Source organism: Azospirillum rugosum (assembly GCF_017876155.1).
Lineage (GTDB): Bacteria > Pseudomonadota > Alphaproteobacteria > Azospirillales > Azospirillaceae > Azospirillum > Azospirillum rugosum.
The window spans coordinates 69,865-87,152 of the sequence record NZ_JAGINP010000015.1; the positions used below are offsets into that span (position 1 = coordinate 69,865).

Here is a 17,288-nt window from a genome sequence, read left to right on the forward strand (position 1 = left end):
TCAGGTTCAGGAATAGGCCGCCTGCCGTTCGAGCTTGGCAAGCTTCTCCATCACCTGTTCCGGTCCGACCGGGATGTTGCCGTCATGCTCGCACTCCACCGCTGCCGCCAGGGCGCCCAACACCGTGGCGACGACCTCGTTGCGGGTGGTGATCATGGCCAGGGTGGCATAGGCGAGCAGGGCATCGCCGGCGCCGACGGCATCGACGACGGTGTCGGCATGGGAATCGACGGCAAAGAAGGAACGGACGTCATCCACCTGCGGCCGGGTGCGGTAGGTGATGACCCCACGGTCGCCGAGCTTGAGCATCAGCGTCCGGCTCTCCGACCGCTGGAACAGCTCGTAGGCAAGCAGGCGGACGGTCAGATCCTGGTCGCCCAGGGCGAAGCGGGCTTCACGCTCGTTCGGCGTGATCAGGTCGAAACCCTTGAAATCAAGGATGTTGCCCCAACGGCTGGCGACCTGGCTGTCGGCGACGCGATAGACGCCCGCCGGCAGCCCCTTGATCAGGCTGGGAATGGTGTGCCGGTTGAAGATGCCGTGGCGGAAATCGCTGAAGACCACCGCGTCGACCGGCGTTTCGGCCATCTGCGCCAGAAGCTGGTTCAGGATTTTTTCGGAGATGGCCCGGTTGTCCAGCGTGTCGACCTTGAGAAGGCGATAGCCGCCGGCAATGAAGGCGTTCTTGTTCGTGGTCGGCCGCGTGGGGTCGATGATCGCCTTGCAGCGCACACCGGCCTTGGCGAGATCGTCCAGGACGAAGTCCTTGAGGGAATCGTCACCCAGCACGGTGGAGAAGGTGACGTCGGCGCCGGCCGCGCGCAGGTGCTTGGCCACCACGGCGGCGCCGCCGGTGAAGTCGATCCGACGTTCGTGCCGCACGCTGAAGGTCGGCGTCTTGGTGTTGCCGCCGATGAGCGTCGTGTGCGTGTGCGAATCCACGATGGTGTCGCCGACCACATGCACCCGGACGCCGGACAGCGCGTCCAGGGCCCGCCGCAGGTCGTCGAACCCCAGCCCCTCCGCCTCCATGACGCTGATGAGCTTGTCCACGGCGATGCTGGGAGGCGCCATCTCGATGAGCGCCGACGAGGAATAGACGATGTCGCCGGGCGTGAAGATCAACTCCCCGCCATAGCTCTCCAGAACCTTCAACTCCTCGCGGGTCCGCGGATGCAGACCGCCGTCGACGTATTCGTAGCCCTTCGCGAAATAGTCCGGCTGGATGCGCTCCAGGTTGCGCAGGGGAGTCGGGTCGCGGTCGATGATCACGTAGTCGACCGGCTCAAGGGCGGCCAGGTTCATCGCGCGCAGCTCTTCCGGAACGTAGGGCCGGAAATTGGCTTTGGCGATGTGGTCGTCGCAGGTCAGGCTGGCGATCAGGATGTCGCCCTTGCCCCGCGCATACATCAGGTGCCGAACATGGCCGGGATGCACCACGTCGAAGGTGCCGTGGCACATGATCACCTTCTTCTCGCGGGGACGGGCGCCGATGATGGCGCACAGTTCCTCGACCGTCTTGATCTTGCGGCGGTAGGTCGCTTCAGGCATCGGAATCCCTCCGGGGTTCGTCCGACAGCATCGCGAACCAGGTTCTGGTGGCGTCGGCGATGCTTTCCGGAGTCCACAGCGGCGCGGTGCGCCAGTCATCGATCGATGCGACGATCGTCGCCACGCCCTCCTCGAACGGCACCTTGGGCTGCCAACCGAGTTCCGTGGTGATCCGGGTGGTGTCGGCCCAGGTGCAGTCGGGTTCTCCCGGCCGCTTGGGGATGTAGGTCACCTCGCCGCCGAGCAGTTCGACGAGCCGGTTGACCGATTGCGGCCGGCCGGCGCCCACATTGTAGATCCGGCCCTCGCGCTCCGTCTCGGCGGCGGCGAGGAACGCCGCCGCAACGTCGCTGGCGTAGATGAAGTCGCGGGTCTGGCGGCCGTCGCCGACGACCGTGTACGGCTTGCCCGCCAGCTTCTGCCGCAGGAACACGCCGAACACCGCGCCGTATGCCCCGGTCGTGCGCGACCGCGTGCCGTAGGCGTTGAAGATCCGGATGCTGTTGACCGGCAGACGGTACACCTTGTGCCAATGGAACGCCGCCTGCTCGCCCTGGAATTTGCTCAGGGCGTATGGATACTGGGGCGCGATCGGATGGTCTTCGCGGGTCGGGGTTTCGGCAAGCCCGTAGCAGGACGACGAAGCCGCGTAGACGAACTTCCCGACTCCGGCGGCACGCGCGCACTCCAGCATGTGCACCGTGCCCATGACGTTGGTGGACATATACTCCACCGGCCGGTCGATCGAGGGAACGATGTCGCCGATCCCCGCGAAGTGGAAGACGTAGCGGCTTCCCCGGAACAGGGCATCGTCCGGCTGGAAGGACCGGATATCGCGCCGCTCCAGAACGACGTCCGGATTGCTGGCGTGGTGGGCGAGATTGCGCTCATGGCCGCCGACAAGATTGTCGATCACCCGAACGCCGAAGCCGCGCTGCACCAGCAGGTCGACCATGTGGCTGCCGATGAAGCCGGCGCCGCCGGTGACGATGGCGATCGGTTTCGTCATGCGACTTGCTGAGCCTTCATCGTGCGGACGTTGAAATAGCGGTCGTCGGTCAGGCTGTCGGGCAGCTTGCCGGCCTTGAACGCCTGGCAAAGGTCGCGCACCGCGTCCTCGACGGTGTGGCGCGGACGGTAGCCCAGAACCCGTGTGATCTTATCGGAGTTGATGTGGTAGGAGCGCAGGTCGTCGCTCGGAGTCGTCACGATGGTGATCGGCGCACGGTCCGGGAACTCCGTCTCGACCACCTGCTTGGCGATTTCGGCGATTTCACGGATTTTCAGGTTCTGGTAACCGCAGTTGAAGATCTCGCCGGCGATCTTTTCGTCGGGCGCCTCCAACAGGGTTTCGTAGGCCGTGACCATGTCCTGGATGTGCAGGTTGGGGCGCATCTGCTCGCCGCCGAACACCGTGATCTTGCCGTTGTTGACCGCGTGGTTGGTCAAGATATTCACCGAAAGGTCCAGCCGGGTGCGCGGGCTGTATCCGCACACCGTGGCGGGCCGGATGGTCACGCAGGTGAAGCCGGGAGCCTGATGCCGGAACAGCAACGGCTCGCACATGCCCTTGTATTTGTTGTAGTCGGTCAGCGGGACGAGGGGATGCTCCTCGGTGACGTTGGGCTGCTCGCTGACGCCGTAGACCGAACTGGACGAACAATAGACGAAGCGCCGCACGCCCGCGGCCTTGGCCGCGACGACCATGGGTTCGAAGCAATCGAAATTGATCGACTTGCTGAGCGCAGGATCGAGATCGAAGCTGGGGTCGTTGGCGATGCAGGCCAAATGCAGGACGGCGTCGATGCCCGTCATGCACCCGGCCAGCTTTGCGGTGTCCCGCACATCGCCTTCGACGATTCGAAGGTTGGGGTGTGCCGGCAGGATGCCTTGCCCAAAGTAGAAGATGTCGTAGACGAGGACGTTGTAGCCCGCCGCCAGCAGACGCGGCACCAGCACATTGCCGACATAACCGGCACCGCCGGTGATCAGGACGTTCTTGAGCATGATTTCCCCCTCATACAACCCCTACGGCGTCATCCTCTGCCGTACCCGTTGCCGAATTGTAAATGCTTGCAGGTCAGCGCCGACATGCGGGACGGTCATGCGACCGTAAGAACGTCCTGTTCGACGAGGTTGTATCCCGCCTTGCGGGCATCCTCGTAAAACATCCGCACCGTCTCCAGCGAGAATTGCGTCAGGTCCTTCCCGAACAGGGACATCTTGGCCAGGATGTCGGGAGTCGCGGTGATGATGTGGCAACCGCAGTCCTGCGCCTGAAGGACGTTGAGCACCTCGCGCGGGCTCGCCCACAGCAGCTTGGCATTGGGCAGGGGCTTCAGGATTTCGGCGGCCCGGGTCATCACCGGAACCGGGTCGCATCCAGTGTCGGCGATGCGCCCGGCGAAGACGGACACGATGGTCGAAGCCTGCGGGTTCACCGCGGCCGCCACGGCCTCCACCTGATCAAGCGTAAGAATCGCCGTCACATTGAGCGAGAACCCTTCGGCCGAAAGACGCGCGATCAAGGGAATGGCCGATTCGCCGCGCGTGTTGGTGATGGGGATTTTGACATAGGTGTTGCCGCCCCAGCTCCGGATGATGCGCGCCTCGCGCTCCATGGTGGGGAAGTCATCGGAAAACACTTCGAAGGAAATCGGCAAATCGGGAATTGCTGCGATGGCGGCGCGCGCGAACGCGGCGTAATCGGTGATGCCGGCCTTGCGCATGAGCGTCGGATTGGTTGTGAAGCCCTGCACGTTGCCAGAGGCGTAGGCCCGCTTCATGGCCTCAAGCTCCGCGCCGTCCTGGTATAATTCAATCATGCAAAGCCTCTCCCCATCCAACCATGCAAAACGAAGCCGGAGCATTTCTTGAAACCGAGGCGCCAAGCTAGCGCCGCCATCATTAAGCGTTGCTTAATCAGGCGCTCCTTGCAACCGGGGCCCTCGGCCGCCAGACAGAGGGGAAGCGGCACGAGGCCGCTTCCGCATCAGCGCCACTTTTCCATGGGAACGGGGTAGTCGCGACCGCCTTCCTTGACCTGCTGGGCCATCTGCATGGCCTGCTCGATGCAATCGTCGATGTCCAGGCCATAGCGGTAGCTGCCGGCGCGCCCGATGGAATAGACCCCCTCCGGCATCAGCTCGTAATACTTCCGCGCCCTCTCGATTTCGGACATGTACGGCAACGGATAGTGACGACCGTTGAAGGATGGGATTTCCATGCCGATCAGCGTGGTCGGCGACTGGTGTCGCGTGAACTTCTTGTATTCGACGAGGCGCGTGAATTTCTCGTCATTCGCGTAGTAGAGGAAATAGACGTCGTCGGGGAACACGTGTTCGGTCGGAAGAACGATCTTATGAAGATCGCGCCCGATGAAACCCAGTTCCCCATAACACTGCTCAAACAAAAGATCCGGGGAGATCGTGCTGACGATAAGGTCGAAGTGCAGCTTCTCGCCCTTCAGGACCACAGACTTGTTGGGAATGTCGTAGGAATCGATCTTGGTGTCGAGCAGGACGGTGGCGCCGGCCGTGGCGATGTCGAAATAGGCGTTGTAGCCGTCCGGCGCGTGGGGATAGGCGGAAATCGCCGTGTCCCAGGCAGCCCGCGGCCCCTCCTTGATCGCCACGCCCTTCGGCGACCAGTTGAAGGTGTCGATCAGCCGGTTGTCGTCGACCAGCCACATCTTCTTGTTATAGTTCTCGATGTATTTCTCGTAGAGGGTGCGGCCCACGGAGCCGATCCAGTATTCCTCCAGATTCTTGGCGTTGGCCACGCCTTTGACCTGCGCCAGTTCCTGATGGATGAAGTCGCGATCGGGCATGCGCTCGATGTCGTCCATGTGGATCGGGAAACTGTAGAACGCATTGTCCCGCTCCACATAGGTCAGGAACTCGTGCTCGTTGCACCGCCGCAGGGGCACCAGGGCGTCCAGGTAGCGGAACACGGCCTCGTTCTGGGTGAGGAAGTGACGCGGCCCGAATGTGTAGGGGTGGCCGCCGAACCAGAAGGTGCGGACACCGGCTCCGAGATAGGGGCCGGCCTCGACCAGGGTGACCGACCATCCGCCCGCCGCCATCAGTTGGTGCGTGGCGGCACAACCGGCGAAGCCGCCGCCGATCACTAGAGCTTTCTTCATGGCAAATTCCGTTCAAGACATGAAAGGCTTTGTTCCATTCCGCTCCCGTCCGCCCGCCTGGGCGATGCGGACGGTTGCGATGCGGACGGTCGCCTGGAAACCGCATCCGCCGGGCTTCACTGTTGGAAATGATGGAAGGAACCATTTCCCGACCCCATCAGAAGGGCCGCAGCAATCCCTCCATAGGGTAAAGCAGGGTGCCGTCCACGTCGATCGGAGCGCCGAGGATGCCGCCTTCGGCCACCTGAAGCCGTCCGTCCGTCCGGCGCTCGACCGCCAGCGGCACGCCGTCCAGCGTGGCGAGACGGGTCGGCGCGGCGTCCGCGAGATCATGGCGGCCGGCCACGACATGGGCGCGCAGCCAGGAACCGAGCCGGGCTTCGCCTCCCGAGCGCAGCGCCGACCGCAAATCCTCCCCAACGATCGCGGCCAAGGCAGCGTCGGTGGGCACCAGAACGGTGCAGGCGCCGCGGGGACGGCGCAGGATGTCCGAAGGGGCGAGGGTGTGGAGGGCCAGGGCCAGCACTTGCTTCGCCCTGCGGCAGCCGAGCGTCTCCAGCGCCGACCAGACCCGGTGCAGCATCCAAGTGCGCGTCACCGCGTCGAAGGTTGCCGCCGCGGCGCGACGGGCCTCCCGCCAATCCTCGGAGCCGGCCTCCGCGCCGGGCAAGGCCAGACGGGTGGTGACCCGTTGCAACCAGGGAGCCGCAGCAAACAGGTTGTGCGGATGCGCCGCCCACTTGGCGAGTTCCAACACCGTCGTCGGCTCCTCGATCACGAAAGCCGCGAAGTCCTTGGCCAGCGGTGCAAGGCTGAGAAAAGCGATGTCGGCGGCGTCGCGGACGACGTGGACATCCTCCAGCGTCGCGGCGTCCGCCAGAAGAAACTTATCGGTCAGCGCGCAACGCCGGGGATCGTAAGCCAGAACCTCGCGCGCGGATTGCCGGACCAGCAGCCCCTGGCCGGCCACCGCCCAAAGATGCTCGATCGCCGGACGGCCGTGCGGCGCCCCCGCCGCGGCGGCCCCGGACAGGGGGTGCCAATGGCGAAACGCCAGGGCCATGAGTTCCGCCGAATCCAGAACGGCCCCGCCGCCACGCTCCTCCAGTTCGGCAACACAGGTTTCGCTGATCACCCGGAGGCTGGGCGGGCTGAGCACCGCCCGCTTGCCCGTGCCGAAGATGGCGCAGAGGTTGGTGATGGCGCCGTCCGCCCAGATCACGTCGGGGGGAATGTTCGCGGCCACGGCATGGCGGGCCGCGGCATCCGCGCTGCTTCGTTCCCACCACGCAAGATGGTCGGCCGATGCAGGCGCATCGTTGTCGGCGGCGATGACGATGTCCACCGGCAGCAGCGCCTTGAGCCGCCCGATCCAGGGCAGGGCATCGATCACGCCGACGTCCGAAGGCCGGGTGAAGATCCGGATCCGGATGTCATGGGCAGCGCAGGCCGCCGGCAGGTTCCCAGGCGACATCAGGGTCGGCAGCATCGCACGGTTCATCATGCCGATGTGCCAAGCGCCCCAGACAGAGATCACGAAATCGAAGCGCATCGCGAAGCACCGGCGTCAAGAGGCGGAAGCGGCTGGGGCGAACATGGAGCGGAAGGCCCCGGCGACATCCAGATCGGTCTGGCTCGGCGTGTCCACGATGAACTCCGGCGCGTAGTAATGCACGGGTTCAGCGGCACGGTCAAACTGCTCCAGCGCCTCCTCGACGGTGCCGTGCGCCCATAGGAACCGGGCGACGCGCGCGTGCAGTTCGCCGAAATGCGTGCCTTCGGCCAGGGCCGCGCGGTAGTGGTCGAGCGCGGCACCGGTCTGCCCGGCCGCCTCCCGAATGAAGGCGAGGCGGAGGTGGGCGTGCGGATGGAAGCGGGCGTTGAACTTGGCGGCTTGCTCGTAATGATCGGCGGCCGCGCCATCGCCGCGCGCGTCCAGCAGACGCGCGAGGTTGAAATGCGCTTGGCCCAGCCCGGGGGCCAGGTTGAGCGCCGAGCGGTAATAGGCCTCGGCCCGCGCGGCCGGAGTCTCGGCGGGTCCTTGGAGATCGAAGAACGGCTCGATGGCGAGGGCCCGCGGGTCAAGGCCGACCATGCGCCCGAAGTCCCGCGACGCCGTCTGGAGAATGGCCATCCGATGGTAGTCGACCCCCTGCGCCAGCAGGAAATGGGCGGCGGTGCGTCGGAAGAAGCGATTGAAGACGATGATCCGATTGAGAAAGTACTGCCCGTTCAAGGCCCCCAGGACATCGCCGGTCTCCTGGTGGACGGTCTCGGCAAAGGCCATGGCGAAACGGCGGTACGCCTCGACGAAGCCTGCAGGATCGTCCGGAACCGACGAGACGCTGTCTGTCACCGACGGCTGGTCTACTGGCATTGGAACTCCGATCGGAAAAGCTGTTCGGTCCTGCGTTCCGAAACGCCGGTTGCGTTCTTAGCACAGGCCCCCATCCGCAGAAACCCGGAACTCTTACGCCGGGATCGGGGATGCATCGCTACCCATCGCCCGGGCTGGCGCCGCGTCCTGGCGCCGCAAATGATCGGCGATCATATCGGCAACCACCCGGTTCCCTTCGATGGACATGTGACCGAACTCGCCGTCATGGAACTGGAAGAGCTTGATGAAGGGAACCATGCCCTGCTTGTAGGTCCCGTGCACCAGGGGCCAAGTATCGACGAACTCGATGCCATCGGCGCGCAGCGCGTCGAGAAAGCGCGTCACCCAGCTGTAAGGCTTCTCATGCCGGCCCACGATGTGGAAGGCGCCGTACTGCATGACGAAGACCGTCCGGAAGCCGTGGCGTTCTCCCAGCCGGCGCAACCGGCGCAGCAGAAGCCGGGTCACCTCCACCGGATCGCTGTCGGTGCGCCGGGTCTCCTTGGCGGGGCCGCTCCATCCGGCGACGCCCAGCCGCTGCATCAGCCGGACGACCAGGTAGGAATGGCCGAGCACCGCCCGCAGCGCGCCCAGTTCGCCGGCCTCCGCCGATGTCGGCGGCACCGGGTTGTTGTGATGGACCAGCCGCCCCTCTTCCACCAGGAAATACGGCTTCGGCACGCCGGCGTAGGTGGCTGCCCCGGTGTCCCGGACCGATTCCACGGAACAGGAAACGATGACGGTTTTCGGCTTGAAGACAGGAACAAGCGCTTCCGCCCGGAGCACCGCCTGATCGGCGGCCCAGCCGCCGCAGGCCGCGTTGATCACCGGCTCGCCCAACGCCTGTTCCAGTTGCGCCGGCCAGCTTTCATGGTCCAGGACGTCGGACCCGAAGGTGAAGGAATCGCCGACCGCCAGAATTCCGCCTTCGACGACGCCCAGACGGTCGGGAGACGAGGCGCGGATGCCATGGGCACCGATGAGATTGGGCATCGTCGCCCGCTCGGCCGCGGTGGGCTCGGCCAGGGACCAGCCGAGCAGCGGGTCGTAACGCAGGAGGGTGCTGCTCTCCATCAGCGTGCGGTGGTCGCGGATGAAGTTCCTGAGCAGGCCCAACGGCACGCCGCAGGCCAGCCGGACCGCAGCCTCGCACGCCAGCACGAAGGCCAGGAGGATGAGCCCAAGAAGAGTGGTGCTTGTCGGATCCCAGTCGAACGTCATGGCGGCATCCCGGCGGTCGCACGATCGCCTGCCATCGGCATGAGAGCATCACCGCCGGAATCGGCAGACGTGCCACTCTGGCGCGGTCCGGTGAACGGCTGGTTAAAATTGCAAGCGTCCGTTGAGCGCCGGCATTCCCGGATGATATGATGACGTATATCCATCGCGATGCATGGAATTTCTGGGGAATTTCTCGGAGGGAATGGTGCGTGTGCTGGTGACGGGAGCCGGCGGCGTCTGCGGCAGCCGCGTGGTCGCCAAGTTGCTGGAACTCGGCCACGACGTGACCGCCGTGGCCGGGCGGAGCGGACTTGGCCGGCTCCCGGCCGGAGGGGAACGGTTGACCACGCTTGTCGGAGACCTGTGCGCCGACGACCTTCCGCTGCCGACGGAAGCCCAGGCCGTCGTTCATGCGGCGGCGCAGCTTCCCGACCCCGGCGTCGACGTGTCCGGCCTTGTCCGCAGCAACGTCCTGGCGACGCAGCGGCTCGTCGAGCGGGCGGTTTCCATGGGCGCGCACACCTTCATCTATTTTTCGAGTCTCTCGGTCTACGGGCGGATCACCGGGCCGCAGGTCGACGAGACGACGCCGATCCTCGATCCGGAGCCTTACGGTTTGACCAAGCTGCTGGGCGAGCGTCTGGTGGCCGACCGGGCCGACCGCCTCCGCTCGATGGCGTTGCGCCTGCCCGGCGTGATCGGTCCCGGTTCGCGGCGGAACTGGCTGAGCCGGGTGATGGAGACCGCCCGGAGGGGGGACGAGATCACCCTTTTCCAGCCCGAGGCGCCGTTCAACAACGCGGCTCATGTGGACGATGTCGCCCGTTTCGTCGGCACCCTGCTGGACGGCGACTGGACGGGCGCGGATGCCGTCACGCTGGCCGCCGCGGGGATGACCTCCATCGAGGGGGCCGCCCGCGCCGTGGTCGAGGGACTGGGCAGCCGCTCCCCCATCGCGGTGCGCGCCCATGCGGGGTCGAGCTTCACCGTGTCGAGCGCCCGGGCCACGCAGCGCTACGGCTACGCGCCCATGCCCATCGAGGCGATGCTTGCCCGCTTTGCCCGTGAGAATGCCGCCGGAAGCACCCAGGGAGCCGGCAGATGCGGCTGACGGAGACCGGCGCGCCCGGCGGCGGCGCCCTGCGCCCGGCCGTTTTCCTCGATCGCGACGGAACGATCAACGCGAACGTCTTCTATGACTGTTCCGGAAAATGGGAGGCACCACGCACCGTCGACCGGTTCACCCTGCTCCCGGGTGCGCTGGACGCCCTGGCCGCGCTCCAGGCGGCCGGCTTCGGACTCGTGCTCGTCTCCAACCAGCCGAACCATGCCCTCGGCAAAGCGTCCCCGGAGGACATGGCCGCCATCCACCGCCGCCTGGTCGCCGAGCTCGCCAGGGCCGGCATCCGGCTGACCGATGCCTTCTACTGCTACCACCACCCGAACGGACGGACGCCCGGGCTGTCCGGCCCCTGCGTCTGCCGCAAGCCAAGCCCCTACTACCTGCTCCGCGCCCGTGACCGCCACGGCATCGACATGGGACGGTCCTGGATGGTGGGGGACCGCGCCAGCGACATCCAGTGTGGCCGCGCCGCCGGCGTGCGCACCATCCTCGTCACGTCCCCCGGCCATGCGCCGCCGGGGGCGGACGAGCCCGCTCCCGACCATTGCGCCGCCAGTCTGAACGCCGCCGCCGCGATCATTCTGGCCGCGTGAGGGCGGAACAACCCAGACGATTGCGACTCACACGATCGCTCCAGGATGCCGACGGGATTTCCTCCCGGATCGTGTATGATCGGCGCCGGAGCCAAGCCGACGACTGTGGGCCGGAAGGAAACGAGGCAGTAATGAAGGTTTTGTTCAGCAACCCGCCGTGGTGGGTCAAGCGCTTCTCCTTCGCCGGGGAAGAGGCCCCCGCATCGGCATGGCTCAGCGGGGTGCGCGCGGGTTCCCGCTGGCCGCACACCAATCCCGCCCATTCTTCCCCCGGCAACTTCGTCTTCGGCGAGTACCTGCCTTATCCCTTTTTCATGGGCTATGCCGCCAGCTACACGGCCCGGGCGACGGGGGCCAAGGTGGTGTTCCGGGATTCCATCGCCCTGCGGGAATCCTACGCCGCCTACTTCGCCCACCTCGCCGAGGAACGCTACGACTACATCGTCCTGGAGACGGCCACCCCCTGCTGGGAGCAGGACCAGGAGATCGTCCGGCAGATCAAGGCGCGCGCTCCCGAGACCCGCATCGTGCTGACCGGCGCCCTGTCGGTCAAAGGCGAGACGCTGCTGGAGGAACATCCGGTCCACGCCGTGATCCAGGGCGAATACGAAAAAGGGGTCCTGCGGGTGCTGAACGGCGCCTCCGGCGTCATCCCGTATGACCTGCTGACCGTCGAGGAGATGAACGCCGCGCCCTACCCCTATTGGGACGAGGTCATCGCCCATCGCTACTGGGATCCCAACCCGGTCGGGCAAAAGGCGCCACAGCTTCAGGTTTGGGCCAGCCGCGGCTGCCCCTACAAGTGCATCTTTTGCGTGTGGCCGGCGACGATGACCGGCAACGATCCCGACGGCACCGGAAAACGGACCGTGCGCTTCTACAGCCCGGATTACATCGAGGGGATGCTGCGCGACCTCGTCGGGCGATACGGCTACAAATCGATCTATTTCGACGACGACACCTTCAATCTCAGCGACCGGCATGTGCTCGGCATCTGCGAGGTGATGGGTCGCCTGAACCTGCCGTGGTCGGCCATGTGCCGGGCCGACACGGTGTCCATGGACACGTGGCGGGCCATGCGCGAGTCCGGCTGCTTCGGCGTCAAGCTCGGCTTCGAGAGCGGCAACCAATGGGTCAACGACAACATCGTCAACAAGCGCCTGGATCTGGAACGGGCCCACACGGTGGTGCATGAGCTCAAGCGCCTGGGGATGACGGTGCACGGCACCTTCACCTATGGGCTGCCGGGCGAAACGCCCGCGCAGATGATGGACACCAAGCGCTACATCGCCCGGCTGCCGCTCGACACCTACCAGGAGACCGGCTGCGGCGAGATCGATGGAACGCCCCTGGCAACGCTGCGCGAGAAGGGCCAACTCGACCGCTACCAGGGAGCGGCCCTCGACGACCGCTACCTGTTCGTTCCCGACGGCGGCGAGAAGATGCGCCGCTTGGCCGAGTCCTCCGAGCTTGCCATCGGCATGGACCAGCCCAAGGACACCTCCGAGGTCCTGCAACGGCAATGGAGCCGGCTGGGCCGGGCCATTGCCGGCGCGGCGGCGGCGGGTCCGGTCGGCGCGTGGGGGATTGGCACCGACTTTCAGGAAGCGCTGCGCCGCACCCCCGAACTGTCCGCTCTGGTCGCCGCCGGCCGCGTCCGGCTCTACGATGGCGCACGCGCCGGGGAAACGCTTGGCGGCATGACCATCCACAGCCCGTCCGCCCTGCCCGCGTCCCATGAAGCGGTTTTCCTCACCGCGCGCATGCTGGCTTCACGGAACAGCATGCAGCAGGAAGCAAGGCGCCTGGGCGTGGCTGCGGAGCGCCTGCGCGACGTCTATGACGAGGACGCCTGCGATGAGGATGGCGGGCCCTCCCCGCTTCCACAGGATTAAGGGTTTTTTAAATTGATTGGGAGGAGCATTCCACCACTCCCATCCTTTTTCCCCGGCCCGGCATGGCCGACCGCCTGTGGAGATCTCCACAAGACGGCCGCATGGCAACCCGCCGCACCGATGATGGCTTCATGAACATACTTGGCCTGTCCTTCGATTATCATGATGCCGCCGCGGCGTTGCTGTCCAATGGTCGAATCATCGCCGCGGTTCACGAGGAACGTTTTTCCCGCAAGAAGAACGACTCCGGCTTTCCCGGCCAGGCCGTCGCCTGCTGCCTGGAAAAGGCCGGACTGACGGCGGCGGATCTCGACTGGGTCGTGCATTACGAACGGCCCGCCCTGAAATTCGACCGCGTCCTGCGAACGGCCATGACGCAGCCCCGGCACGCCTTCGGCCGGCTTCGGGAAACTGCGGTCGACTGGCTGCGCGACGGCAAGTTCGAGGTGCGCGAGCGGATCTGCCGGTCGCTCGGCGTGGCCCGGGAGCGCGTCGTCTTCGCCGAGCATCACCGTGCCCATGCCGCCGCGGCCTTCTTCTGTTCGCCCTTCGAGGAGGCGGCCGTCGTCACCATCGACGGAGTCGGCGAATTCGCCACGGCCAGCATCGCCCACGGCCGGGGCCGGGACATCCGGCCGCTGATGTCGGTCCGCTACCCCCACTCGCTCGGTCTCTTCTACAGCGCCTTCACCGCCTATCTCGGGTTCGAGGTCAACGAGGGCGAGTACAAGGTGATGGGGATGGCAAGCTACGGCACGCCGCGCCTGGGGCGCGAAATGCTGGAGCTGTTCGACCTGCGCCCCGACGGCGGATTCCGGCTGCGCCAGGAGCTGTTCGACTTTCGCTGGCCGGAGGACATGCCCTTCACGCAACGTCTGATCGACTGGTTGGGACCGCCGCGGTCGCCGGAAAGCCCGTTCCGGCCCATCGGGGACGATGCCGATCCGGACGTCCGCCGCTCCCGGCATTACGCCGACGTGGCGGCCAGCGTGCAGTTCTGCACCGAGGAGGTGATCCTCCATATGGTGCGGCATGCCATGGAGCGTTGCGGCTGCCGGCAGGTCTGCCTCGCCGGCGGCGTGGCGCTCAACTCCGTGGCCAACGGGCGCATCCAGCGGGAATTGGGGTGCGACCTGTTCGTTCAGCCCGCCGCGGGGGATGCGGGATCGGCGCTCGGGGCGGCGCTGCTGCAATGGCACGCCACGCCGGGCCATCCGCGCACGCCCCCCCTGACCACCGCCCACCTCGGCGCCGAATTCGGCGAGGCTGACATCCTGGCGGCGATCGAAGAGGCCTTTCTCATCCCGGCCCGCATCTTCGACACGACGGAGGAGCTTTACGACGGCGTGGCGGAGCGCCTGGCCGAGGGGTCGGTCATCGGCTGGTTCCAGGGCCGGGCGGAATGGGGGCCCAGGGCGCTTGGCGCGCGGAGCATCCTCGCCGATCCCCGGCGGATCGACATGAAGACGATCGTCAACGAGAAGATCAAGTTCCGCGAGCCGTTCCGGCCCTTCGCCCCGTCGGTTCTGGCCGAGCGGGCGACGGAATATTTCGAGCTGGACCCCGGCGGCGGCCCGTCCTCCCCGGAGCGTTTCATGCTGTCGGTGTGCCGGGTGCGGCCGGACAAAGCCGCGGAGGTGCCGGCGATCACCCATGTCGACGGAACGGCGCGCGTGCATCTGGTCGAACGCGCGGCCAACCCCGCCTATTACGACCTCATCGCCGCCTTCGCCGCGCGGACCGGCACGCCGATGCTTCTCAACACCTCGTTCAACCTGCGCGGCGAACCGATCGTCAACGCCCCGGCCAACGCGATCCGCACTTTCCAGTGGAGCGGCATGGACGCCCTGGTGATGGGGCGGTGCCTGCTGGAAAAAGGAGAAGCCCTTTGAAGATCCTGATTCTTCCCGATCGGCAGTCCCTCGACCGCCCAGGGGCGGCGCGCATGGTCCAGGCGGTGCGCTCGCGGTTCGGGCAGGATGCGGAGCTGGTGTTCGGGACGACGCCGGAACAGGCCGCAGCCTTCCCCGACCTGCCGGCCACGCGTCTGCCGCGCGACACCGCGATCGGCGACTCCTCCTTCACGCACTGGGTGCTGGCGCTGAGCATCCTGCCGGTCTTCGAAGGCTGGGAGTCGGTCGATCTGCCGGGAGACGCCGCCACCCGCGAGGGCAAGGCCCTGTTCATGATGGAGCCCGACGGCTTCCTGCACCCCCTGTACTTCGATGCCTCCGGCCGGCCGTCCACCCCGATAACCGCGGCGGAAAACCCGCACATCGAACAGAACATCTTCATCAGGATGGCTCCGCGCACGGAACGCGGCTCAAGCTACTTCTTTCCGTACGCCACCTACTTCAGCCTGATGCCGTCCGCCTTCGGGCCGGTGAACGAATTCGGGCTGCGCCTGAACGTCGATCTCCGCAGCCTGGAAACGCGCGATCCGGACCACCGGGTCGTCGTCGTCCTGGGCGGCTCCTCGGCTTGGAGCCCGTGCTGCCTTCACGAGGAGATGTTCCCCTCCCTCCTGGAAGAGCGGCTGAACGCGCACAGCCGGGACCGCGGGCTCGGCACCCGCTTCACCGTGCTCAACATGGCGCTGCCAGGCAACACGGTGCTCAACCAGATCATCACCTACGTTCTGTTCTGCCACCGCCTGAACCCGGACATCGTCCTGACCTACGACGGGTTCAACGACTTGGCCAACGGGATCCAGACCGACCCGCATCTCCTCAACCAGCACGACATCACGTACCTTCCCGAATGGGAAAGCTGGGCCAAGGCCCTGATGGGCGCCAAGCACGTGTCGCCCCTGCAGCCCACGACGGCCGACGAACCGATCCGCGTGCTCAACGGACCGGAAGCGACGGTCCGCGCCTTTCTTGCCCGCAAGCGCCAGCTCATGCGGATGGTGCGCGATGCCGGGGCCGCCTTCGTCTGGGGCATCCAGCCGTCCTGGTTCGGCAAGGAGCCGTCCCCCCAGGAACACGCCATGTTCGAGCGAATCCGCAAGCTCTGGCCGCGGGCGCTGCCGCTGTATGCGGCCATGCCCAGGCTTTACGAACTCGTGCGCAAGCACCAGAATGTCCCGGATGACGGCAATCTCGTGGACGTGCACGCGCATTTCGGCGGCTATGGCGCCGACGCGACACTGTTCGTCGACCATGCCCACCTCACCCCCGCCGGCGACCGCATCGTTGCCGACCTCTTCTTCACCTGCATCGCCGAACGAATCCTGCCGAACCTCGGTCCACGGAGGGCCTCGTGACGACAGCCCCCACGACGGCCGGCAAGGAAGCCTCCGACCAGGACAAGCTGCGCGCCGAGCGCCGGCGCATCCTTGGCATCGCCTGGCGCATCCTGGTCGAGGAACGGCGGCCCCTCGTCGCGCTCTACCTTGTGCTCGACCTGCGCCAGCTGGCGCCGCTGGCCGTGGCGGCCCGCACCGAGCCGCCCAAGCGCGAGCGCTCCCCTTTCATCTACGACATGCGCTGACCGGAGCGGGGGCGCGATGACGCAACAGACCTGGGCCAATCCGGACGTCTTCGACTTCTACCGGGCCATGCCGTTCAACATGACCGCGGGGCCGGAGGCGATGGCCGACGAGCTGCGGCACCGCAACCCGGTCGAGGAATACCCCCCGCTCGGCAAGCTTCTCTTTCCTGGCCGGACCGTCCTGGAAGTCGGCTGCGGCACGGGATGGATGAGCAACGGCATCGCCGCCCACTGCCGCTGCGCCGTAACCGGCATCGACTTCAATCCGGTCGCCATCGACTTCGCGCGCCGTCTGGCCCAGGATCTGGGAACGTCCGCCCGCTTCGAAGCCGCGGACCTCTTCACCTATCGCCCGGCAGCGCCCGCCGACGTCGTGATCTCGCTCGGCGTGCTGCACCATACGGACAACTGCCACGAGGCTCTGCGACGGGTCTGCCGGGAGATGGTCCGTCCGGGCGGATTTCTGCTGGTCGGCCTTTATCATGCCGGGGGAAGAAGGCCATTCCTGGAACACTTCGCCGGCCTGCGCGCCGCCGGAGCCTCGGACGATGAGCTGTACGGCGAGTTCCGCACGCTTTTCGGGGCACAGAGGATCGACGAGGCTCACCTGCGCTCCTGGTTCCGCGACCAGGTCTGCCACCCCCACGAGACGCAGCACACGCTGGCCGACATCCTCCCGGTGCTGGAAGACAGCGGCATGACGCTCGCCGCGACCTCAGTCAACGACTACCGCCCGATCCGCGTGCTGGCCGATGTGATGGCGGCGGAAGCCACCCTGGAGGCGACCGCGCGTGAGCGCCTGGCACAACGCGCCTACTTCCCCGGCTTCTTCACGGTGCTGGCGCGCCGACGGTCCTGACCCCAATTCCGTCCGATCACGCCCATGGGCCTC

General features: G+C 66.3%; 15 protein-coding genes. 7 read left to right on the top strand and 8 right to left on the bottom strand.

The annotated features are described in order from the left end of the window. Positions 1-6: 6 nt before the first annotated feature. From J2851_RS20215 to J2851_RS20250, 8 genes are all read right to left on the bottom strand, one after another. Positions 7-1,551 (bottom strand): PfkB family carbohydrate kinase, encoded by a 1,545-nt coding sequence (locus tag J2851_RS20215; protein WP_209768450.1) that lies wholly within the window; start codon positions 1,549-1,551, stop codon positions 7-9. Further along, entirely contained in the window at positions 1,544-2,560 is a 1,017-nt protein-coding gene (locus tag J2851_RS20220) for a GDP-mannose 4,6-dehydratase (RefSeq protein ID WP_209768452.1), read from the bottom strand. The genes J2851_RS20215 and J2851_RS20220 overlap by 8 nt, the downstream gene beginning before the upstream one ends. Beyond that, positions 2,557-3,558: an NAD-dependent epimerase/dehydratase family protein gene (locus J2851_RS20225; protein ID WP_209768454.1), complete on the bottom strand. Its 1,002-nt coding sequence runs from the start codon at positions 3,556-3,558 to the stop codon at positions 2,557-2,559. Before J2851_RS20225 ends, J2851_RS20220 begins: the two co-directional genes overlap by 4 nt. A 95-nt stretch (positions 3,559-3,653) precedes the next feature. Beyond that, entirely contained in the window at positions 3,654-4,376 is a 723-nt protein-coding gene (locus J2851_RS20230; RefSeq protein ID WP_209768455.1) for a transaldolase, read from the bottom strand. 167 nt (positions 4,377-4,543) lie between these two features. Then, positions 4,544-5,695 carry an FAD-dependent oxidoreductase gene (locus J2851_RS20235; RefSeq protein WP_209768457.1) on the bottom strand — a complete coding sequence of 384 codons (1,152 nt, stop codon included), beginning with the start codon at positions 5,693-5,695 and terminating at the stop codon, positions 4,544-4,546. 157 nt (positions 5,696-5,852) lie between these two features. Continuing rightward, positions 5,853-7,247: a fasciclin domain-containing protein gene (locus tag J2851_RS20240; RefSeq protein ID WP_209768459.1), complete on the bottom strand. Its 1,395-nt coding sequence runs from the start codon at positions 7,245-7,247 to the stop codon at positions 5,853-5,855. Positions 7,248-7,262: 15 nt separating this feature from the next. Next, positions 7,263-8,072 carry a tetratricopeptide repeat protein gene (locus J2851_RS20245; protein WP_209768460.1) on the bottom strand — a complete coding sequence of 270 codons (810 nt, stop codon included), beginning with the start codon at positions 8,070-8,072 and terminating at the stop codon, positions 7,263-7,265. A 93-nt stretch (positions 8,073-8,165) separates the two neighbouring features. Continuing rightward, positions 8,166-9,293, bottom strand: a complete 1,128-nt coding sequence (locus J2851_RS20250; RefSeq protein WP_209768461.1) for an SGNH/GDSL hydrolase family protein — start codon at positions 9,291-9,293, stop codon at positions 8,166-8,168. A 211-nt stretch (positions 9,294-9,504) separates the two neighbouring features. On the opposite strand from J2851_RS20250, the gene J2851_RS20255 reads away from it, so the two are divergent. From J2851_RS20255 to J2851_RS20285, 7 genes are all read left to right on the top strand, one after another. Continuing rightward, the gene (locus J2851_RS20255) at positions 9,505-10,404 is read left to right on the top strand and encodes an NAD-dependent epimerase/dehydratase family protein (protein WP_209768462.1); all 900 of its coding nucleotides are present in this window, start codon (positions 9,505-9,507) and stop codon (positions 10,402-10,404) included. Beyond that, positions 10,395-11,009 carry a D-glycero-alpha-D-manno-heptose-1,7-bisphosphate 7-phosphatase gene (locus J2851_RS20260; RefSeq protein ID WP_209768463.1) on the top strand — a complete coding sequence of 205 codons (615 nt, stop codon included), beginning with the start codon at positions 10,395-10,397 and terminating at the stop codon, positions 11,007-11,009. The genes J2851_RS20255 and J2851_RS20260 overlap by 10 nt, the downstream gene beginning before the upstream one ends. A gap of 131 nt (positions 11,010-11,140) precedes the next feature. Next, positions 11,141-12,904 carry a B12-binding domain-containing radical SAM protein gene (locus tag J2851_RS20265; RefSeq protein ID WP_209768464.1) on the top strand — a complete coding sequence of 588 codons (1,764 nt, stop codon included), beginning with the start codon at positions 11,141-11,143 and terminating at the stop codon, positions 12,902-12,904. Positions 12,905-13,005: 101 nt separating this feature from the next. Further along, positions 13,006-14,796, top strand: coding sequence for a carbamoyltransferase family protein (locus tag J2851_RS20270; protein ID WP_209768465.1), 1,791 nt, complete (start codon positions 13,006-13,008; stop codon positions 14,794-14,796). After that, complete coding sequence (locus tag J2851_RS20275) at positions 14,793-16,169, top strand: SGNH/GDSL hydrolase family protein (RefSeq protein ID WP_209768466.1); 1,377 nt, start codon at positions 14,793-14,795, stop codon at positions 16,167-16,169. Before J2851_RS20270 ends, J2851_RS20275 begins: the two co-directional genes overlap by 4 nt. After that, the gene (locus J2851_RS20280; RefSeq protein ID WP_209768467.1) at positions 16,166-16,396 is read left to right on the top strand and encodes a hypothetical protein; all 231 of its coding nucleotides are present in this window, start codon (positions 16,166-16,168) and stop codon (positions 16,394-16,396) included. The genes J2851_RS20275 and J2851_RS20280 overlap by 4 nt, the downstream gene beginning before the upstream one ends. 16 nt (positions 16,397-16,412) lie before the next feature. Next, positions 16,413-17,255: a class I SAM-dependent methyltransferase gene (locus J2851_RS20285; RefSeq protein ID WP_209768468.1), complete on the top strand. Its 843-nt coding sequence runs from the start codon at positions 16,413-16,415 to the stop codon at positions 17,253-17,255. The last annotated feature ends 33 nt before the right edge of the window (positions 17,256-17,288 follow it).